General features: G+C 68.9%; 18 protein-coding genes. 4 read left to right on the top strand and 14 right to left on the bottom strand.

All coding sequences use genetic code 11. The annotated features are described in order from the left end of the window. The 7 genes from ACG04R_RS27450 to kduD form a co-directional block, all read right to left on the bottom strand. A complete protein-coding gene (locus ACG04R_RS27450) occupies positions 1-447 on the bottom strand; it encodes a GNAT family N-acetyltransferase (RefSeq protein ID WP_394417637.1) in 447 nt (148 codons plus the stop codon). Then, entirely contained in the window at positions 447-1,466 is a 1,020-nt protein-coding gene (locus ACG04R_RS27455; RefSeq protein ID WP_394417640.1) for an NADP-dependent oxidoreductase, read from the bottom strand. Before ACG04R_RS27455 ends, ACG04R_RS27450 begins: the two co-directional genes overlap by 1 nt. A 142-nt stretch (positions 1,467-1,608) precedes the next feature. Next, on the bottom strand, positions 1,609-2,415 hold the full coding sequence (gene kdgR / locus ACG04R_RS27460; protein WP_394417643.1) for a DNA-binding transcriptional regulator KdgR: 807 nt from the start codon (positions 2,413-2,415) through the stop codon (positions 1,609-1,611). 53 nt (positions 2,416-2,468) lie between these two features. Next, positions 2,469-3,728 (bottom strand): pectate lyase family protein, encoded by a 1,260-nt coding sequence (locus tag ACG04R_RS27465; RefSeq protein ID WP_394417646.1) that lies wholly within the window; start codon positions 3,726-3,728, stop codon positions 2,469-2,471. Next, positions 3,725-4,813 (bottom strand): pectinesterase family protein, encoded by a 1,089-nt coding sequence (locus ACG04R_RS27470; protein ID WP_394417649.1) that lies wholly within the window; start codon positions 4,811-4,813, stop codon positions 3,725-3,727. The genes ACG04R_RS27465 and ACG04R_RS27470 overlap by 4 nt, the downstream gene beginning before the upstream one ends. Beyond that, positions 4,810-5,970: an oligogalacturonate lyase family protein gene (locus ACG04R_RS27475; RefSeq protein ID WP_394417652.1), complete on the bottom strand. Its 1,161-nt coding sequence runs from the start codon at positions 5,968-5,970 to the stop codon at positions 4,810-4,812. Before ACG04R_RS27475 ends, ACG04R_RS27470 begins: the two co-directional genes overlap by 4 nt. 161 nt (positions 5,971-6,131) lie before the next feature. Then, the gene (gene kduD / locus ACG04R_RS27480) at positions 6,132-6,893 is read right to left on the bottom strand and encodes a 2-dehydro-3-deoxy-D-gluconate 5-dehydrogenase KduD (RefSeq protein WP_394417654.1); all 762 of its coding nucleotides are present in this window, start codon (positions 6,891-6,893) and stop codon (positions 6,132-6,134) included. A 502-nt stretch (positions 6,894-7,395) separates the two neighbouring features. Here kduD and ACG04R_RS27485 point away from each other — a divergent pair. The 3 genes from ACG04R_RS27485 to ACG04R_RS27495 all read left to right on the top strand — a co-directional run bounded on the left by ACG04R_RS27485 (position 7,396) and on the right by ACG04R_RS27495 (position 13,833). Continuing rightward, positions 7,396-10,329 (top strand): TonB-dependent receptor, encoded by a 2,934-nt coding sequence (locus ACG04R_RS27485; protein ID WP_394417657.1) that lies wholly within the window; start codon positions 7,396-7,398, stop codon positions 10,327-10,329. 136 nt (positions 10,330-10,465) lie between these two features. Then, complete coding sequence (locus ACG04R_RS27490) at positions 10,466-11,026, top strand: PEP-CTERM sorting domain-containing protein (protein WP_394417660.1); 561 nt, start codon at positions 10,466-10,468, stop codon at positions 11,024-11,026. Further along, positions 11,023-13,833, top strand: coding sequence for a pectinesterase family protein (locus tag ACG04R_RS27495; RefSeq protein ID WP_394417663.1), 2,811 nt, complete (start codon positions 11,023-11,025; stop codon positions 13,831-13,833). The genes ACG04R_RS27490 and ACG04R_RS27495 overlap by 4 nt, the downstream gene beginning before the upstream one ends. Positions 13,834-13,899: 66 nt before the next feature. Here the strand turns inward: ACG04R_RS27495 and ACG04R_RS27500 are convergent, their stop codons facing one another. The 7 genes from ACG04R_RS27500 to ACG04R_RS27530 form a co-directional block, all read right to left on the bottom strand. Then, positions 13,900-14,229 (bottom strand): cupin domain-containing protein, encoded by a 330-nt coding sequence (locus tag ACG04R_RS27500; protein WP_394417666.1) that lies wholly within the window; start codon positions 14,227-14,229, stop codon positions 13,900-13,902. A 111-nt stretch (positions 14,230-14,340) separates the two neighbouring features. Further along, positions 14,341-14,664: an antibiotic biosynthesis monooxygenase family protein gene (locus tag ACG04R_RS27505; RefSeq protein WP_394417669.1), complete on the bottom strand. Its 324-nt coding sequence runs from the start codon at positions 14,662-14,664 to the stop codon at positions 14,341-14,343. A 40-nt stretch (positions 14,665-14,704) separates the two neighbouring features. Beyond that, entirely contained in the window at positions 14,705-15,019 is a 315-nt protein-coding gene (locus ACG04R_RS27510; protein WP_394417672.1) for a hypothetical protein, read from the bottom strand. A 117-nt stretch (positions 15,020-15,136) separates the two neighbouring features. Then, the gene (locus tag ACG04R_RS27515) at positions 15,137-15,814 is read right to left on the bottom strand and encodes a penicillin-insensitive murein endopeptidase (RefSeq protein ID WP_394417675.1); all 678 of its coding nucleotides are present in this window, start codon (positions 15,812-15,814) and stop codon (positions 15,137-15,139) included. A gap of 138 nt (positions 15,815-15,952) precedes the next feature. Beyond that, entirely contained in the window at positions 15,953-16,258 is a 306-nt protein-coding gene (locus ACG04R_RS27520) for a hypothetical protein (protein ID WP_394417678.1), read from the bottom strand. 103 nt (positions 16,259-16,361) lie between these two features. Further along, positions 16,362-17,450, bottom strand: coding sequence for an alpha/beta hydrolase family protein (locus ACG04R_RS27525; protein WP_394417681.1), 1,089 nt, complete (start codon positions 17,448-17,450; stop codon positions 16,362-16,364). A 43-nt stretch (positions 17,451-17,493) separates the two neighbouring features. After that, positions 17,494-18,453 (bottom strand): sugar kinase, encoded by a 960-nt coding sequence (locus ACG04R_RS27530; protein WP_394417684.1) that lies wholly within the window; start codon positions 18,451-18,453, stop codon positions 17,494-17,496. 156 nt (positions 18,454-18,609) lie between these two features. Here ACG04R_RS27530 and ACG04R_RS27535 point away from each other — a divergent pair, with 156 nt between their 5' ends. Continuing rightward, positions 18,610-20,397: an aspartyl protease family protein gene (locus tag ACG04R_RS27535; RefSeq protein WP_394417687.1), complete on the top strand. Its 1,788-nt coding sequence runs from the start codon at positions 18,610-18,612 to the stop codon at positions 20,395-20,397. Positions 20,398-20,447 lie beyond the last annotated feature (50 nt).

Raw genomic sequence — 20,447 nt, forward strand, 5'->3', positions numbered from 1 at the left:
TCATGTCTCCTTGCGCATCTCGATGTGCGGGATGCCGTCTTCGATGTAGGGCTCGCCGGCCGGCACGAAGCCGAAGCTGGCGTAGAAGCGTTCGAGGTGGGCCTGCGCGTGCAGAGCGATCGCGTGGCCGGGCCAGAGGCGTTCGCACCGCGCGACGGCCTCGGCCATCAGGGCGCGGCCCGTGCCGCCGCCGCGTGCGGCGGGCGACGTGACGACGCGGCCGATGAGGGCGTCGGGCGCCTTCACGCCGGGCGGGATCAGCCGCGCGTAGGCGTTGAGCGCGCCGTCGTCGCCGTGGCCCAGCAGGTGCAGCGTCTGCGGGTCCAGGCCGTCGATGTCGAGGAACACGCAGTTCTGCTCGACGACGAAGACCTGGGAGCGCAAGGCCAGCGCGTCGTAGAGCTGCTGCACGCCCAGCTCGGCGAACGGGACGCAGGTCCAGCGCATCAGATCAGTTTCACCAGCTGCTTGCCGAAGTTCCTGCCCTTCAGCAGGCCCATGAAAGCCTCGGGCGCAGCAGCCAGGCCCTGGGCGACGGACTCGCGGTACTTGAGCTTGCCGGTGGCGACGAGTCCACCCAGCTCCTTCAGCGCGTCGGGCCAGACGTCCATGTGCTCGGACACGATGAAGCCTTCGACCTTCATGCGATTGACCAGGATGAGCTGCGGCGCGGCCATCGGGATGGGCTGGCCGTCGTAGCCGGAAATCATGCCGCACATGGCCACGCGGCTGAACGCGTTGGCGCGCAGCAGCACGGCGTCGAGGATGTAGCCGCCGACGTTCTCGAAGTAGCCGTCGATGCCGTTGGGGCACTCGACCTTCAGCGCGGCAGACAGCGAGCGCACGTCGGCATGCTGCTTGTAGTCGATGCAGGCATCGAAGCCCAGTTCATTGACGACATAGGCGCACTTGTCGGTGCCGCCGGCGATGCCCACCGCGCGGGCGCCGCGCGCCTTGGCGAGCTGGCCCACCGCCGAGCCGACGGCGCCGCTGGCGGCGCTGACGACGACCGTCTCGCCGGCCTTGGGATTGATGATCTTCACGAGGCCGTACCAGGCCGTCACGCCCGGCATGCCGACGGCGCCGAGGTAGGCGGACAGGGGGATGTGCGTCGTGTCTACCTTCTGCAGCACGCCGCGCTGGTTCGCATCGACGGTCTGGAACTCCTGCCAGCCGCCCATGCCGACGACCTTGTCGCCGACGGCGAAGTGGCTGTTCTTCGACTCGACGACTTCACCGACGGTGCCGCCGATCATGACTTCGTCGATGGCCTGCGACGCGGCGTAGCTCTTGCTGTCGTTCATGCGGCCGCGCATGTACGGGTCCAGGCTCAGGAAGTGGTTGCGCACGCGCACCTGGCCGTCGGCCAGGGGGCTGAGGGCGGCTTCGACGAGGCGGAAGTTGTCTGGCGTGACCTCGCCCTTGGGGCGCGAGGCGAGGACGATCTGGCGGTTGGTGTTGCTCATGCGGGTCTCCAGGCCGGGTCTGTCCCGGCCAGCGGAGGGCATTGAAGCATGGGGCATGCGGCGTGCCCCGTCTCGTGGGCGACAGAAAAGCACGGTCGTGCTTTTCGTACCCCGGGCGCTGGCAGGCGCCGGCCGCGCCGGGTCAGGCCGCCGTCTTGATCGGGTAGTTCGTGCAGCCCAGCTTCGCGGAGATGTCGCGGCTGGCGGCCTGCAGCAGGCGCACGTACTCCGGTGCCTTCTCGGCATCGAAGCGGAAGGTCGGGAAGGACACGCTCATGCCGGCGATGGGCTGGCCGAGCCGGTCGAAGATGGGCACGCCCAGGCAGCGGATGTGGTCGTCGAACTCCTCGCGGTCCTCGCCGAAGCCCTGGCTCTTGACCTGGGCCAGCTCGGCCAGGAAGGCGTCGCGGTCGGTGATGGTCTTGTCGCGGAAGCGCTTGAACTCGGCGCCGTCGAGGATGCGGTCGCGGCGTTCGGGGTGCTCCCAGGCCATCAGCACCTTGCCGATGGCCGTGCAGTGCAGCGGTGCTCGGCGGCCGACGCGCGAGTACATGCCCAGCATGTGGCGCGAGTCGACCTTGTGGATGTAGATGATCTCGCTGTCGATGAGGCTGCCCAGGTGGACCGTCTCGCCGGTAGCGTCGGCCAGCATCTGCATGGGGTGCTTGGCGAGTTCGACGAGGTCCGGCGAGGGCAGGGCCTTGGCACCGATCTCGAACATGCGCATGGCCAGTCCGTAGCGCTCGCTGTCGGACTCCTGGCGCACGTAGCCCAGGCTCTTCATCGTCTGCAGGAAGCGGTAGACCGTCGCCTTGGGCATGGCCAGCCGCACCGACAGGTCGGTGATGCCGATGTCACTGCGCTCACCCAGGGCGTTCAGGATGGCGAACACCTTGAGCACCGCTGCAACCGATTCGGGTTGCTTTGAATCACCAATGTCTTCATCCATCGTTTTGATTCTTTCGGGTGCTTGTTCCGCGATATGAGAAACGAGATTGTCCCTCAGGCCGGGCGGGGTCCCGCACCTGCGCGGATTTGCTCAGCAAGATGATCGGGATTGAGCGGTCGCAGCGCGGCGGCGTCGTAGGCATCTTCGGGGCGCCAGTCGAGCTCGCCGACCAGGCTCTCGTCCGGGTGGGCGGCGCGCCAGGCGGCCAGGATGTCGACCGGCTGGCCGTTGAGGCGGCTGTCGCGGTCGAAGAAGGCGTTGCCCTTGAGGCGGCGGATCAGCCGGTCGGGCGTGATGCCGGCGGGCAACTCCCAGCGGTTGTGCTCGCTGAACAGGCGTGACTGCATGCCGACGCCCAGCGAGTAGCCGAAGTCCTCGGCCGTGTCGGCGCTGAACAGGTTGCTGACGACGTGCACACGGCCGAAGCGCACGCGCGGCGTGCGCTCCTTGCAGCCGTGGAAATGGTTGTGGTGCAGCGTCACGCGCAGCCGGCCGTCGTCGCCGGTCTTGCCGTCGCCGCTGCCGATCAGCATGGTCTTGTCGTGGGACTGGAAGCGGCACCAGGACACGGTGATGAGGTCGCTCTCGTTGGTGATGTCCAGCAGCCCGTCGTGGTGCTGCACGCGCTGGCCCAGGCGGATGGGTTCGAGCTTGTCGGGGCGCTTGCCGTCGTCGAAATGGCAGTGGTCCACCCACACGCGGTCGGCGGTGCGCAGCGAGACGTTGTCGTACTCCGAGTTCCACTCGCCGTGGCCGTTGTCGCGCGGCTGCCATTCGGGGAAGTAGTCGTAGGCGTCGGAGAAGCGCAGGTGGCGGATGACGATGTTGCTGACCTTGTCCAGCATGAAGCCGCCGCGCTCGAAGCCGGCGCCGGGCGCCACGCCGATCAGCGTCGTGTTGGACGGCAGCCGCACCTGGGCCACCGCGGCGTGGCGTTTGGCCGAGCGCCTGCGGGCGGCTTCCAGCGTGCCGTGCGGGTCGTCGCGGCCCCAGGTGGCCGGGTCGTAGGCGCGGTCGAAGGCGTCGAAGTCGAAGCCCGGGTCGGCGAAGGCCTCCGGGCCCCACGGGCACAGGTTGATGAACTTGTGCACGCGGATGATCTTGGGCTTGTCGCCCACGCGCAGCGCGGCGTCCAGGCCGGCGCGGTCGTGCACGTCGAAGATGTGTTCGGGGATGGCACGCGCGCCGCCCGTCGTGGCGCCGACGCCGGCCCAGCCCAGCGGCTGCTCGACTGGCGCTGGCGCTGTGCTGGCGCAGGCGCCCAGGACGGGGACGCCCGCGAGGGCGAGAACGTGACGGCGGTGCAGGGTCATGGACGGTTGTTGAACTCGCTGAGGCGGTTCGTCGCGGCGTCGAAGAGGCGGCGCGACGTGCTGGCGTTCCAGGGGCCGACGTGGGCGCCGATCTCGCTGTCGCGCACGACCGCCAGACCGTTGGGGCTGGAGCCGGCCTGCCAGGTGCCCGCCTTCACGCCGGCATCCCAGGCGCGGCCGAGGGACGTGGCGCCGGGGGCGATGCCGGGCTCGCCGACGAGGCGGCTGCGCGTGACGAGGAAGCCCTGGTTCACGTCTGGCGCCGTGCTGGGCGCGAGGATGATGCCGCCGTGGCCGGGCGTGCGGCGGTTGGCGCGGGTCAGGATCGTGGAGTGCTCGATGACCAGCACCGCGTTGCCGAAGATGAAGTCCACGTCGCCGGCGATGAGGCTGTGGCGGATCAGCTGGCGGGCGGGTTCGTTCGGGCCGGGGCGCCTGGCGAACAGCGTGTCCTGGTGGCCCAGCAGGCGCACGTTGTCGAGCTGGATGCGGTCGCCGGCCAGCGTCAGCGCGACGGCCTGTGCGCCGCCACTCTCGCCGACGCCGGGCGGGTAGGCCTCGCCGCGGCGCACGCCGTCCATCGCGTCGTTGGCGACGGTCAGCGAGATCAGCTGCACGTCGTCGCTCTGCACCAGCATCGTCGTGCTGCCGCTGGTGCCGATGGTGGGCTTGCCCAGCTCGGGAATGCAGGGGTGGGCGGCCTCGCGCTCGCCCTTGGGCTTGCCGGAGAAGCGGTTGTCCACCAGCACGACGGCGGCGGCGTCCAGCGGCGTGCCGACCAGCGCGAGCGGCGCCTTGTCCTTGATGCAGATCGGGCCACGGTAGGTGCCGGGCTGGATCTGGATGACCCAGCGCCTGCTGCCGTGGCCAGGAACCTTGTTGACGGCGGCCTGCACGGATTCGCCGGGCTGGACGACAAAGTCCGGCGGCGTGGCGGCCAGGTCGGCCAGCGGCGCGGGTGTCCAGTCACCGAGGTAGGCCGCCGCGGTGTGCGCGGCGGCCTGCTCGGCCGACAGCTGAGGGCGTGCCTGCCCGTGCGCCGCCGTCACGGCCAGCCATGCCGACAGCGCCAGCGCCAGCCTCACAGGTCGGCCAGGTAGAGGGCCGGCTCGACGCCGTTCGCACGCTCCTTGTCGCAGCTGAACAGCACCTGCTTGTTGTCCGGCGTGAAGCTGGGATGCGGGTGCGTGACCTGGCGGCTGTCCTTGTAGACGTCCCAGCCGCTGTCGTGGCGGGCGATGGGGCGCGTCGTGCCGGTCTTCAGGTCGAACAGGTGCAGGTAGGGGTCGCCGACCAGCATCTCGTTGTCGCCGCTGCTGGCCTTGCCGCAGCCGTCGCCGACGATGAGCGTGCCATCGTGGTTGCTCATCAGGTGCGAGCAAGGCGGCATGGCGGTCAGCAGCTTGTTCTCCAGTGTGACGGGGTCGAGGCTGTAGATCGAGCGGTCCGGCGAGTCGTGCTGGTAGCTGACGTAGATCATCGCGCTGCCGTCCGGCACCCAGAACTCATGTGTGCAGCTCTCGCCGTTCAGGTGTTCCTTGCCGCAGCGGCGGTTGGTGCCGTCCTCGTTGATGAACCACATGCGCGCGTCGATGAGGTCGTGCGGGCCCTCGTGGCAGTAGGCGACGGTGTTGTCGTCGAACGGGCGGTACTGCGGGTGGCCCAGCCAGCCGCGCTGTTCCAGGATGACGGTGCGCTTGCCCGAGGCCAGGTCGACGCTGAACAGGCGGCACAGCGGCTTCTTGTGGAACATCTCGTTGAACTTCTGCCAGGTGTTCAGCGGGAACCAGTCGGCCGCGGCGATCTCGATGCCGACCATCTTGGTACACGCGCTGTTGCTGACCCAGGTGCCGTAGCCCACCCAGCCGTCGGGCACGACGTAGGCGACTTCCTCTTTCAGCGTCGCCAGTTCCAGGCGGATCAGGTTGCGGTCGCCGCGCACGAAGTAGACGAAGCGGTCATCGGGGCTCATGAAGGCGCCGAAGGTGTTCTCGCTTGCGCCCTCGGTGAGCTGGATGGCCGTCTGCGACGGCAGGTCCAGCAGGTGCAGGTTCCAGTTCGGGCTGGGCTCGGGGCCGAACTCGCCGCCGAACATCAGCTTGGAGCCGTCGTTCGTGAAGCACTTCTGGTAGAAGTAGTTGCGATGGCAAGTCACGTCCGGAGGCGTGAGACGGGTGACGCGGGCGCCGGTGTCGGGGTCCTCGCGGGTGACGAATTCAAACTTGCGTTCGGTGGACTTCATGGCGTGATCCTCGTTCGCACCGGTCATTCCGCATGCGCGGCAGAACGGCGCAGGAATTGTGCGGGCCGAGCGCTGGGCCGCACCCGAACTGGTCCATCTGGCGATGTGCATGCCGGTCGAACCGGCATGCATCGCCGTCCCCTCGCTGGGCGAGGGGCTTCTTACCTGGCCAGCCAGCCGCCGTCGACGGCGACGGTGTAGCCGTTGACGTAGTCGGACGCCGGCGAGGCCAGGAACACGACGGGGCCGGCCAGGTCCTCGGGCTTGCCCCAGCGGCCGGCCGGGATGCGCTCGAGGATGGCGCTGTTGCGCTGTTCGTCGGCGCGCAGCGCGGCGGTGTTGTTGGTGGCCATGTAGCCCGGGGCGATGGCGTTCACGTTGATGCCGTGCGAGGCCCATTCGTTGGCCATCAGGCGCGTGATGCCCATGACGCCGCTCTTGCTGGCCGTGTACGACGGCACGCGCACGCCGCCCTGGAAGCTGAGCATCGATGCGATGTTGATGATCTTGCCGCCCTTGCCCTGGGCCATGAAGACCTTGGCCACGGCCTGCGACAGGAAGAACACCGACTTCAGGTTCAGGTCCATCACGTCGTCCCAGTCGGCCTCGGTGAACTTGATGGCGTCTTCGCGGCGAATGATGCCGGCGTTGTTGACGAGGATGTGCACTTCGCCATTCAGCGCCTTGGCCTGAGCGACCAGATCGGGGATGCAGCTGACGTCGCCGAGGTTGGCGCGCAGGTCCAGGAACTTGCGGCCCAGGGCCTCGACGCCGGCCTTGGTCTCGTCGGGTTCGGAGACGTTGACACCGACGACGTCGGCGCCGGCCTGCGCGAGCGCGAGGGCCATGCCCTGGCCGAGGCCGGTGTTGCAGCCCGTCACGATGGCCGTCTTGCCGGCGAGATTGAAATTCTGGAGAACCATGTCTTTTGTCCGAGGTGCGGGGGCACCGGTTGCGAGGGATGAAGCTGGCCTAACGGGCGACTGCCGCCTTGATGGGTGCGGACTAGGGGTCGTTCCGATGGAGTTGCCGCGATAGATCGTTAGAGTTGAAACGCGGTTCCAAATTTCGGGTGAACGAAGCTTAGGACAGGCGAGAAGTGTTGCGGAATCATGGTTTCTATTTAGTGAACCACTGTTTCGATTTTGTCATCTTCCCCCTATCATCGTCCACAAGCCACCGAAAAAAGCAGAAGCGTGAGCAACTGCCTCGCGCCGGATGACGGCGTGATTCCGGTGGGCCAGCGTTCCCTCTGCGTTGACGGCGACCTGTCGCTGTCAACGCAACCCCGGCACTCGCACTGCAGCGAAGCCGGCATTCAGAATCGACGGGTGCCCTGCGTGCGCCCGGGTAACCACCCTACCCAAGACCCCAGAGCAGCCAGCGCTTGACGCGCCCAGGCGGCCTTGCACCAGGAGACTCTTCATGCCCGCATTCCGTCCGTCCCACCGCCTGGCGCTGCGCCCGGTGGCCCTGGCCGTCACCCTCGTTGCCGCCCCGGTCTGGGCACAGGAGGCAGCCCCGACCAACCAGCTCGAGACCGTCACCGTCACCGGCATCCGGGCCTCGCTGGAAAGCGCGCTGAACGCCAAGCGTCAGGACAAGGGCATCGTCGATGTCATCAAGGCCGAGGACATGGGCAAGTTCCCGGACACCAACCTCGCCGAGTCGTTGCAGCGCGTGCCGGGCGTGGTCATCGACCGCGACGCCGGCGAAGGCCGCAACATCACCGTGCGCGGCCTGGGGGGTGACTTCACCCGCACCCGCATCAACGGCATCGAGGCGTTGGCCACCACCGGCGGTACCGACAGCTCGGGCGGTGCCAACCGCACCCGCGCGTTCGACTACAACGTGTTCGCCGCCGACCTGTTCAGCTCGCTGACCGTGCGCAAGAGCAGCTCGTCCGACGTCGACGAGGGCTCGCTGGGTGCGACGGTGGACCTGCAGACCGCCCGTCCGTTCGACCTGAAGAAGTTCGTCGCCACGGCGACCGTGAAGGGCACCTACAACGACATCCGCGGCAAGGCCACGCCCAAGGCGTCGTTCCTGATTTCCAACACCTTTGCCGACAAGAAGATCGGCGTGCTGCTGTCGGGCGCGTACTCGAAGCGCCAGGTCTACGAAGAAGGCTTCAGCACCGTGCGCTGGGACAACGGCACGTCCAGCGGCGGCTGGTGTGCCCCCATCGGCGTGACGGCCAACCCCAGCACGTCCACGGCCACCACCTGCGGCCCGGCCGCTCAGGGCGTGGCCCGCCTGCCGGCCTCGCAGGCCGCCACCGACGCCTACACCGCCGCGTCGCTGGCCACCAATTTCCATCCGCGCCTGCCGCGCTACGGCCGCCTGACGCACGACCAGGACCGCACGGGCCTGACCGGCTCCATCCAGGTCCGCCCGTCGGACACGACGCTGATGACGTTCGACATGCTCTACAGCAAGCTCGACGCGACCCGTCAGGAAGACTTCCTGGAGGCGATCTCCTTCAGCCGCACGCTGGCCCAGGGCGGCAAGCCGCAGACCAGCGTCGTGGAAGCCGAGTTCGCGCCCAGCGGCCAGATGACCTACGGCAAGTTCAACGGCGTGGACATCCGCTCCGAGTCGCGCTTCGACCACCTCAGCACCGAGTTCACGCAGCCGATGCTGACGGTGGAGCAGGACGTCACCGACGCCATCAAGGTGACGCTCAAGGGCGGCCGTGCCACGTCGCGCTTCCGCAACCCCATCCAGACGACGACGACGCTGGACGCTCCCAACGTCAACGGCTACGTCTATGACGCCCGCGCCAGCAAGGGCTACAGCGACCGCAAGCCGCTGATCACCTATGGAACGCTGAACCCGAGCGACGTGAACGGTGGCCTGGGCATCTACGGCGTGCCGGTCGGTGCCACCGGCATCACCAACTTCACGCCCAGCGAGATCCGCATCCGCCCGAACGGCGCGACCAACCGCGAGGATGTGGCGACCGCCGACGTCGCCTGGGAAATCATCCCCGACGCGCTGACGCTGAAGGGCGGCGTGAGCTACAAGCAGTTCAGCTTCACCAGCTACGAATCGCGTCGTGCCGTCGAGACGATGAACACGCTGCCCTCGGGCACGCTGCCGCTGAGCCTCGTGAAGACGCTGACGGGCTTCGGCAAGGGCGAGGGCCTGCCGGCCGGCTCCGTCACCTCCTGGGTCATCCCGAACCTGGACGCCATCACCAGCGCCTACGACATCTACTGCAACTGCCTGAAGACCGGCCAGGCCGGTGGCTCCGGTGACTTCACGCTGTCGTCCATCACCAACGGCAATGCCCGCGGCAACAACCGCGCCATCACCGAGACCGACACGGGCACCTGGCTGATGGCCGACTTCGACACCCGCCTGGGCGGCCTGCCGGTGCGCGGCAACGTCGGCACGCGCTACGTGAAGACGTCCCTGGTCGCCTCCGGCTACCTGGCCACCGGCGGCGGCAGCCCCGTCACGTCCACGCGCCAGTACAACGACTGGCTGCCCGCCGCCAACGTGGCCGTCAACCTGACCAAGGACGTGATGGTGCGTGCGGCCGCGGCCAAGGTCATGTCGCGCCCGCCGCTGCCCAGCCTGAACCCGGGCGGCACGATTTCCACCGTCGGCACGCTCAGCTACACCGGTGGCAACCCGGCGCTGGACCCGTACCGCGCGACCACCTTCGACCTCAGCGGCGAGTGGTACCACTCCAAGGACGGCTTCATCGGCCTGGGCCTGTTCCAGAAGAACATCAAGAGCTTCGTCGTGACCAACGGCCGCAACGTCGCCTACAAGGACACGGGCCTGCCGCTGTCGTTGCTGCCGGCCAACTTCACGGGCGACGAGATCTTCACCGTCAGCGCGCCGGTCAACACCGACGGCGGCAAGCTGCAGGGCTTCGAGATCAACGTCCAGCAGCCGTTCAGCTTCCTGCCGAGCTGGGGCAAGAACTTCGGCCTGCTGGCGAACTACACGCAGGTCAAGTCCAAGATGAAGTACCCGTCTTCGGCGACCGCCACGACGACGACCTACATCACCGAGGACCTGATCAACCTGTCACCGCGTTCGTGGAATGCGTCGATCTACTACGACGACGGCACCTTCAGCGGCCGCGTCTCGACCTCGGCGCGTGCGGCCTTCCTGCAGACCGTGCTGCTGACCAACAACCAGCTGGAGCAGGGCAAGAACAAGACGCTCAACGTCGACATGTCGCTGGGCTACAAGATCAACAGCCAGTTGGAAGTCACCTTCGAGGCGACCAACCTGACCAACCAGCCCAACGACCAGTTCATCTCCCGCGCGATGAACAACGTCGTGGTCAACAACTACACCGGCCGCGAGTACGTCGTCGGCGCACGCTACAAGTTCTAAGCCGCGCATGGCCTAGACAGCAAAGGGCACAGACCTGTCGTCTGTGCCCTTTTTTGCTTGCGGGACCCTGCAGGTCTGCGCCACAGAAGTCGAGCCGCCTCCCAGAGCGGCCATGCATCAACAACGGAGACAACTGATGAAGACCTTCAAGACCCTGGCGGTCATCGCCGCCGCATGGCTGGGCAGCACCGCTGCACTGGCCGCCACCGTGCCCGTCGGCACTGTCATCACAGGCCAGGTCAGCGGCGCCAGCACGACGCTGGTCGGCCTGGACGACGGCAGCAACGTCACGAAGCTGAGTGACGGCTTCGGCGACGTCGAGTTCCTGACCGGCGACTTCGCCGTCGGCCTCGACTTCCTCAGCAGCGGCCTGCTGCAGGTCTGGAACAACAGCGGCGACACCGGCCTGCCGGGCAGCTACATGTTCACCTTCAGCTTTGCGGGCCTGAGCCCCTCGCTGTCCAGCTTCGTGGGGCTGGACCTGAGCGGCATCAACGGCGGCGACGTCAGCCTGAATCTCATCGATGACCACAGCATCAGCCTGACGCTGAACAACCTCAGCTTCACCGACAGCTTCGGCAGCTTCACCGCGCAGCTGGGCGCCGCCGCGGCCGTTCCCGAGCCCGGCACCCTCGCGCTGCTGGGCGCCGGCCTGGGCGCGCTGGCCCTGCGCCGCAACCGGAGGGTTGCCGCATGAGGACCGCCCAACGCCTGAGCTGCATCGCCGCGCTGCTGGCCGCCAGCCTGCCGGCCTGGGGCCTGGACGCCGCGCTGCAGACCGCCCCCACCGACGGCTGGGGTGCCGGCACCACCGGCGGCAGCGCCGCCACGCCCGACCACATCTACACCGTGCACAACCGCGCCGAGCTGCTGAACGCGCTGGCCAACGGCGGCACGGCGCCCAAGATCATCAAGGTGGCCGGGACCATCGACATGACCGAAGGCACGCCGTTCGCAAGCACGGCCGACCAGAAGGTGAGGGCGCGCGTGCGCCTGACCAGCAACACCACGCTGATCGGCGAAGGCCCCGGCGCGGGCTTCGTCAACGCGTGGATCGACATCAGCAGCGTCAGCCAGGTCATCGTGCGCAACCTGCACCTCGTCGCGCCCTGCGACGTCGGCCCCATCTGGGACCCGACCGACGGCGCCACCGGCAACTGGAACTCGCAGTACGACGCCATCGGCATCGTCTCCGCCACGCAGGTCTGGATCGACCGCAACACCATCACGGACGCGCCCGTCACCGACGACACGCTGCCCATCGAAAACGGCAAGACCAAGCAGTGCCACGACGGCGCCATCGACATCACCAAGGGCGCGGACCTCATCACGGTCTCCTACAACGTCCTCACGGCGCACGACAAGACCATGCTGATCGGTGGCTCCGACAGCCTCACCAGCGATGCCGGCAAGCTGCGCGTGACGATCGCCAACAACGTCTTCGACGGCGTGACCCAGCGCGTGCCGCGCGTGCGCTTCGGCCAGGTCCATGTCTTCAACAATTACTTCGTCGGCAGCAAGACGGCCACCCCCTACCCGCATCTCTACAGCATCGGCGCGGGCAAGGCGTCCAACATCCTGTCGCAGGCCAACGTCTTCGCCGTGGACGGCGCCGCGGGCTGCGACAGCGTCGTGACCTATCCCAGCTCCGATCACACCGGCGTTTTCCAGGACAGCGGCTCCATGCTGAACGGCGCCGCGCTGGGCAGCTGCAGCGTGGCTCCCGGCACGGCCTTCGTGCCGGGCTACGTTTTCAAGCCGCGCCCGGCTGCCCTCGTCAAGGCCAATGCGCTGGCCCAGGCCGGTGCTGGCAAGCTGACGACGCAGATCAGCGGCAGTGGCAACGTCGGCGACGTCGCCGGCACCAAGGTGCCCGCCGCCAACGAGACCGGTGCGTACACCGACACGCGGCTGGCACTGTCGTTCGACGCCGCGCCGCTGATCGGCACGACGGGCCGCATCAACGTCTACCGCGCCAGCGACGACGTGCTGGTCGACAGCATCGACGTCAGCAGCGCGCCGTCCTCCACCGACACGCAGACCGTGCTGGCCCGCACCAACCTCGAGATCGACGCGCTGGGCCTGGGCGCCATGCCCGACGGCGCGACCTTTGCGCGCTACGTCTGGTACCGCCCCGTGTCGGTCACCGGTAGCACGGCCACGGTCAAGCTGCACAACAACAAGCTCGACTTCGGCACCGCCTACTACGTGACGATGGACGCCTCGGTGCTGTCCGGCACCATCAAGGGCGCCGCCTTCGCGGGCATCACCAAGGCCGATGGCTGGAAGTTCACGACCCGCGCCGCGCCCACCAGCTACACGCAGCTCAGCGTGGACGACAACGGCACCACGGCCAACTTCCGCACGCTGCAGGGCGCGCTGAACTGGGTCATGAAGTACTGCTCCACCAACAGCCCGTCCAGCTACGGCTGCAACACGGTGGCGACGCCCAAGGTCATCTCCGTGGCCAATGGCAACTACCCGGAGTTCAACGTCCTGCGCAAGGTGTCCAACCTCAGCATCGTCGGCGAGAGCCGCGACGGCGTGGTGGTGGGCGACGAGAACTTCGAGTCGCTGAACTCGGGCAGTGGCGCCAGTGCGGCCTCGGCCGCCACGGCGCTCAGCACGTCGGGCAAGACGCTGGGCCACCGCGTGCTGGGCGGCGGCCGGGCGTCCTTCCTCATCGAGACGGCCGACCTGCTGACGCTGCAGAACTTCACGCTGAAGAACCCGCACGAGCGCAGCTCGTCGTGGGACAACCAGGCCGAGACGATCTACTTCAACACCAGCACCACCGCCGCGGCGGCGCGCCTGGTGGCCAAGCAGATGGCCTTCTACAGCCAGCAGGACACGCTGCAGCTCAAGGGCTACAACTGGTTCTACCAGTCGCTGATCGCCGGCAACGTGGACTTCATCTGGGGCAACGTGATGGCCAGCCTGTTCGAGGAGAGCGAGATCCGCTCCGTCCCTGATCCGGCCAGCAGTTCGCCCGGCTACGTGGTGCAGTCGCGCGCCACGGCGGGCGACAAGGGCTTCGTGTTCCTGAACAGCACGCTGACCGCCGACCCTGCGGTGAGCCAGGCCTACCTGGCCCGCAGTGGCGGCACCACGTCCACCACCTACGTCGACAACGTCGCGTTCGCGAACACCAGGATGGGATCGCACATCCTGCCGGTGGGCTGGTGCGTGGGCACGGGCACGAGCAAGACCGGCGTGGGCACCGGCAGCTGCGGCAGCAACCCGCCGCCGTGGTCCGGCACGACGGATGGCGCCGTGACCGACACGGCCGGCTGGCGCGAGTTCGGCAGCATGGATGCGAGCGGCGCGCCGCTGGACGTCAGCGCCCGGCTGGGCGTGGCCTCGGTCAAGGTCAACAGCGTGGCTACCAGCCTGGCGTTGGCCAAGCTGCTCGGCTCCGCCACCGGCTTGTCGACGCGGGCCGAGGTGTTCCAGAACTCGACCATCGCCACCGGCGCACCCGGCGGCTGGGTGCCCGCCCCTTGACGCGTGCTTGAAGCGGGCGCGAGCGCGGGGTGCTGACCCCGCCCGCCGCCCTCCGGCCCTGGGGGCTCAGCCCGGCAGCGCGACCGTGACCAGGGCCACGGCGTCCTGCAGCGCGAGCACGTTGTGCATGGCCTCGCGGTCCAGGTACAGCAACTGGCCGGCCTGCAGTTCATGGCGGCCTGCGGGCGTCGTCACGGCCAGCGCGCCGCTGACGCACTGGATGGTGATCTCCCGCGCCACCTTGTGCGGGGGCAGCCCCTTGCCGGCCGGCAGCACGAGGCGCATGACCTCGAGGTCGCGCGACTTGAACAGGGCTACGGTCCTGGCATCGCCCGCCTCGGTGGCGGCAGGCTGGATGTCGATGGCTTGACCGGGTGAGGCGTGTTGGAGGGCCATGCCGGCAGTATGCGGCGGCACCGCGGACCGGCAACCCCGGAGGTTAGGGGCGCAAATGGCCGCAGCCGAAGCGCGGCTGCCTGATGGTCAGGCGCCGCGTCGCGGACGTGTTCACGGGTGGTTCGTGGCCGCGTCGTCCGCCTGGAAGCGCGACTCGCGGATCACCTCGCAGACCTGCAGGCGGTACTCGGCGTAGAAGTCCTGCCGGCCCTGCTTCTTGGCGGCGACATGGTCCAGCTGCGTGGACCAGCCGCGCTGCGCCTCGGCGCTGTCGAACTCGACCAGCGTCAGCCGCTCGCCGTCCTCGGCGACGAAGACCTTGTGCGACTTGTAGCCTGGCATCGTGCGGGCCAGCTCGCCCATCCGGGGCGCGAGCTCGAAGTAGGCCTCGCGGCCCTCGTCGCGCAGGCGGGAACGGAAGACGGTCACGATCATGGCGGACTCCGGCGTTGACGTCGCCGATTCTGGCGCGGCCTCAGGTCTTGCCGGCCGGCCGGCGGATCATCGTGCGCTGGAACCAGGCCTCGTTCATGCGCGCCAGGAAGTTGGCGTTGATCGGGAAGCCGCAGCCGTCGCCCAGCACGGCCTCGGAGCCGCAGCGTGGGCACATGGCGGTCTGCTCGTTGACGGCCCTGGGGTCGGTCATGTTGTCCATCGTCAGCCCCGTCCAGCCGACGATCTCGTCGGGCCGGAAGATCTCCACGCAGTTGCAGCAGCCGCACAGCCGGCTGCCTTCGATCTGGCCATAGTTGTTGGACGTGTAGCGGTAGGCGGCGAGCAGTTCGTTCATGGTGGGCGTCGGCAGGCGGATGGGTCGCAGTGTGGCGCCGCGCGGGCGGGAACACCACCAGCGCAAGCCCCGCCTCGTCCGCTCGCGGGGCCGGGCATCCTCAACCTGCCGGAGGATTCATGGCTTGCAGGGAATAGCGAAGTCCACGTGGTAGTGCTCGTCGTGCCGCACCCAGGGCCGGGCCTTCATGAACGTGACGTGCTGCTGCAGCCAGGCGCCGCGGGGCGTCGCGAACAGCTGCGGCAGGTAGGGCCTGTCGAAGATGACCTGCTTGATGCCCAAGCCGCGTGCCGCGGCGGCACGGTGCAGTTGGTAGAGGTGCTCGGCGAGTGCGGCGAAGTCGACGCGGTAGTCGTCCCAGCGGGCCTGATTGTCGAACTCGATGTCGTAGCCGAACCGGTCGCCGACGTCCGTCGGCAGCGGCACGGACTGGCCGCTGCCGTTGCGCACCGGCACGAAGAAGTCCACCGACAACCCGTTCTGATGCGAGCGGTGTGGCTTGAAGCGCCCGCCCGACGGCCAGCCCGTCTCGCCGTAGACGTAGTGAACGTCGGGTGTCTGCCGGGCCAGCTCCGCGTAGGCGTCGGCGACGATCTCGGCCACCTTGGCGTGCACATGCGTGCGGCCCAGCGACACGCCCAGGCGGCTGTAGGGCGAGAAGTTGGGGCCACTGACCGGCAGCGCGACGCTGCCTTCGATGTGGCCGTGGCTGGTGGTGCCGAAGCATTGGCTGTCGGCAGCGAGAGTGGGCGCGGCGAGGGCGTGCAGCAGAAGCGCCGTCAACGTTGCTTTCATCGTGAGGGATGTTGCTCGAGAAGCGATGCGCACCACTGCTCTGTTTGCACGGCACGCCGTCGTGATCTCCATCCCTCTCGACGCCGGGGCCTGCAGTTCACGTGTGGTCTCTGGCGTTGGCTTGGCCGGTGCGGCGGGTCAGAGCACCGTCATCGTGACCAGCGACACGCCGATCAGCAGGGCCGGGGCCAGCACCAGCGCGAGTTCTGCCCGGCGCCCGGCGGACGGTGCCGTCGAGCGGTAGAGGTGGATGCCGTTGAGCACGGATGCCGAGAGCGACAGCGCGACGCAAAGCAGCCCGGCCAGCAGACAGATGGCCGCGAGGGGCGTGCCGCAGACGCCGCCGGCCTGGGTCTTGGCCCAGTCGTCGAAACGGCCGAGCTGGTATTGCAGGAAGGCGCCCGGCACGACGATGGCCGCGGTGCCGAGGAACCACGATGTCACCCTGAGTCTGGAGCGTTGCTGCCGCATGCCTTGCCATGGCCCGCCTGTCGACACGGCGATCCTTCCTTTGCGGCGCGACTATGCCAAAGAAGCCGTGCTGCGCTCAGCCGGCCTGCTGCTTCAGCCACGCCGTCGCCGCGCGCTGCTGGGCGAGGTCGAAGCGGTGCCCGCCCGGCGTGGCCTGTGTCTTGAAGGCAGCCGGGCGGCCGTCCCAGGCGCGGGCCAGCCGCGTCCAGGCGGCCTGCGTCGCGTCCCAGGGGAACAGCTTGTCGTCCGGCGACCCGAACAGCAGCAGCGGCCGTGGCGCGATGAGCGCGGCCACGTCTGGGTGGTCCAGCTCGGCCGCCAGCCCCGGGTGCACCATGCTGAAGGCCGACTGGCCCTGCAGCGTGTGCTCGCCGTCGCGCAGCAGGCCGTCGCGCGTGCACATCCAGTGGGCGGCGACGCAGGCGCTGACGTCGTCGCAGACGGCTGCGAGCTGCCAGGCGCGGAAGGCGCCCATCGAGAAGCCCAGCACGGCGACGCGTTTCGCGTCGATCTCCGGTCGCTCGCGCAGCCAGTGGTGCGAGCGCAGGTCGTCGCTGGCGATGACGCCGGCCCAGCCCTGGCCCAGTTGCAGCAGGTGGTTGGCCAGCGCCTGCTGGTCGTCCTTGGCAAAGCCCGGGCGGCTGCGCTCGCCCCAGCCCAGCGCGTCGATGGCCAGCACGGCAAAGCCGGCGTCGACGAGGGTGTCTCCGACGAAGACGCCCTCGAAGTAGCGCCGGGCCCAGGCATCGGCCGACGGGTTGGGCTGCAGCGGCCGGACGAGCTTTTCCTTGCCGATGTCGAAGCGCGCGCCATGGTCGTGGAGCACGAGCACGGCCGGGTGAGGCCCCGGGCCGTTCGGGCGCAGGTAGAGCGCCGGCACGCGGTCGCCGAGCGCGCCGCGCAGCGTCAGCTGCAGGGCCGTGTGGCTGCCGCGGTCCTGCTCGGCCAGCACTTCGGTGGCGAAGGCGCTGCCGTCGTCGCCGGGCAGCAGCATCAGGCGGCGCGCGGTGGCCAGCGCCTCGGGGCGCCAGCCGGCGTCGGGCCGCCAGGCCAGGCGCGGGCGCCAGCGCTTCTGCAGGCCGGCCAGCGTGGCGTCCAGCGTGTCTGCGCCAGCCAGCAGCGGCCACAGGCCCGCCATCAGCAATGCACGGCGGTTCGGCGTCATTTGCAGAGCTGCGTGAGTGGCACCGTGGCAGCCTCGGGAGGGATCAGAGCAGGTCCTGCATCGCGTCGCGCGGAATCAGCGCGCCGGGATGCTGGATGACGCGCGCGGCCAGGCGGTTGCCAAAGGCGGCCGCTTCAGTCGGCGACGCGCCGCGCAGGCGCCGGCTCAGGTAGCCGGCCGCGAAGGAGTCGCCCGCGGCCGTCGTGTCCACGATGCGCGGCACGGTCTCGGTTGCCACCTCCTGCCAGCGGCCCTCGCTGTCGGCACCGCCGACGATGGCCGGCAGGCCACCGCGCTTGATGGCGATCTCGTCCACCGGCAGCGCCTGGGCCGCGCTGACGGCGCTGGCCAGGTCGGGCAGGCCGTGCAGGGCCTGGTGGTCGTCGGCCGTGATCAGCGCGACGGAGGCGGCGGCGAACGCGCGGCCGTACCAGTAGCGTGCGTCGACTGCCGACTCCCACAGCCGCGGACGGTAGTTGTTGTCAAAGGCGACGACCTTGCCGGCGGCGCGCATGCGCGTCATCAGCGCCAGCACGCGCTCGCGGCCGGCCTGAGGCAGGATGGCCAGGCTGATGCCCGACAGGTACAGCGCGTCCAGCGCGTCGGCCTGCTCCTCCAGCGCCGTCGTGGCCGTGTCGAAGTACGCCCGCGCCGCCGCCTGGCCGCGCCAGTAGTGGAAGCGCCGCTCGCCGCCCTCGTCCAGCTCGATGAGGTACAGGCCCGGCACGCGACCGGGCAGCCGCTGCACAAGGCCGGTCAGCACGCCTTCGGCCTGCCAGCGCTCCAGCATGCCGGCGCTCAGGGAGTCGTCACCCAGCGCCGTCGCGTAGTGCACGCGCAGGTCGGCACCGCCGCAGCGGGCCAGGTAGACGGCCGTGTTCAGCGTGTCGCCGCCGAAGGTTTGGCGCAGGGTGCCGAAGGCCTGGCCCTGCAGTTCGAGCATGCATTCGCCCAGCGCCGCGATGGACACCGGCCGCGTCGCGGCCGAGGAGGTGGGAGTCACGATTTAAAAATGAAACAGTGGTTCAATAAAGATAGCTTACCCGGTTCGGAGCGAGGCCTCTGGTTTACCCAGGCGCTGCTGCGGGAGCGCTCAAGCCGTTGGGCGCTTTTGGGTAGAGTGCGGCCGCCGTCACGAGCGGCGTCAGGGAGAACAGAGATGAATGCAAGTCAGAAGCGCAGTTGGCGCTGGAGTGCCGCGGGGGCGGCGCTGCTGGTGGGCGCGCAGGCCGCCTGGGCCGATTGCCATTTGAGCCAGCTGGAGATCCCGGTCCGTATCGTCAATCACCGGCCCATCGCCACATTGACGCTCAACGGCACCGAGGTGCCGATGCTGCTGGACAGCGGCGCCTTCTTCAGCATGCTGCCCGCGTCGACCGCGACGCAGCTCGGCTTGCCGCTGCAGAACCCGCCCCGGGGGCTGGTGGTGCGGGGTTACACCGGCAAGGTCGAGGACCTGCGCATGACCCGTGTGGAGAAGGTCGGGTTCCGCGACAGCGAGATTGCCGATGTCGATTTCGTCGTCGGTGGCAATGAGCTGGGCTCCGGCATCCAGGGCGTGCTGGGCCGCAACTTCCTGTCCATGGCCGACACCGAGTACGACCTGGCCCACGGCGTCGTGCGGCTGGTGTTCCCCAAGGGCGAGTGCAAGGCCACCAACCTCGCCGACTGGGCCGGCGACGCGCCGGTCATCGTGACGGCACTCGAGAGCAACGCCCGCGAGTACGCCAACGAAGTCCGCGTCGCCGTGCGCATCAACGGCGTGGAACTGCGCGCGTTGATGGACACGGGCGCGCCGACCACGTCGTTGCGGCTGGCCTCGGCCAGGCGTGCCGACATCAAGGAGGGTGATCTGAAGCAGTCGGGCTGGGCCAGCGGCATCGGCGAAGGCCGGGCGCGGTCCTGGACCGGCCCGATGGCATCGTTCGAGCTGGGGGGCGAGAAGATCGTCGACAACGTCGTGAAGATCGACGAGGTCGACTACAGCCGCAACGACATGCTGCTCGGCCTGGACTACTTCCTGTCGCACCGCATCTACGTGTCGCGGCTGCAGAAGAAGGTCTACGCGACCTGGAATGGTGGCCCCGTGTTCGCACGCAACGCTTCGGACCGTGCCGACGACCCGCGCTACGCGGCGCGCCCGGCGGATGTCGCTCCCGACGATGCCGACGCGCTGGCCCGGCGCGGCGAGGCTGCCGCAGCCCGCGGCGAACTGGCGAAGGCGCTGGAAGACCTGGACCGCGCCTGCGAGCTGGCGCCGTCCTCCGCCGACAACTTCCTGGCGCGGGCGCGGGTGCATCTGGCGTTGCGTCAGGCGGCCAAGGCCCGGCTGGACCTGGACCAGGCGCTGACCCTGAAGCCCGACCTGAGCGAGGCCCGCGTGACCCGTGCCGCATTGCGCGTGTCCGCCGGGCAGCGTGACGGCGCGCTGGCCGACCTGGGCGCCCTGGACGCCGGCCTGCCGCCGTCCGACCAGATGCGCGAACGCCTGGCCGGCCTGTACGCCCGGCTGAACCTGGCGCCCGAGGCGCTGCGGCAATGGGGGCTTTGGTTGCCGGCGCATGGCACCGACGTGCGCCTGGCCGGCGTGCTCAACGACCGTTGCTGGCTGCGCACCCGGCTCAACCAGGACGTGGCGCAGGCGCTGGAGGACTGCAAGGCCGCCGTGGACAAGGACGGCGGCGAGGCGCTCTACCTGGACAGCCTGGGCTGGACCTATCTGCGGCTGGACGACGCACGCAAGGCCGTGGAGGCGTTCGACGCCGCCATCAAGCTGAAGGCCCTGCCGTTCGCCCACTACGGCCGCGCGCTGGCCGAGCAGCGGCTGGGCCAGGCCGACGCGGCCCGCAGCGACCTCGAGGCCGCGCGCCGGCTCGGCAAGGACGTCGACGAGCGTGTTCGCGTCGCGGGGCTGCCTGTCGCCGGCGATGCGCCGATGAAGCCCTGATCTGCCCGAAACCCTACGGAAACCGGCAGTTACTCGACGCCCGACGCTGC

The organism is Pelomonas candidula (genome assembly GCF_043555985.1).
Classification (GTDB): Bacteria; Pseudomonadota; Gammaproteobacteria; order Burkholderiales; family Burkholderiaceae_C; genus Pelomonas; species Pelomonas candidula.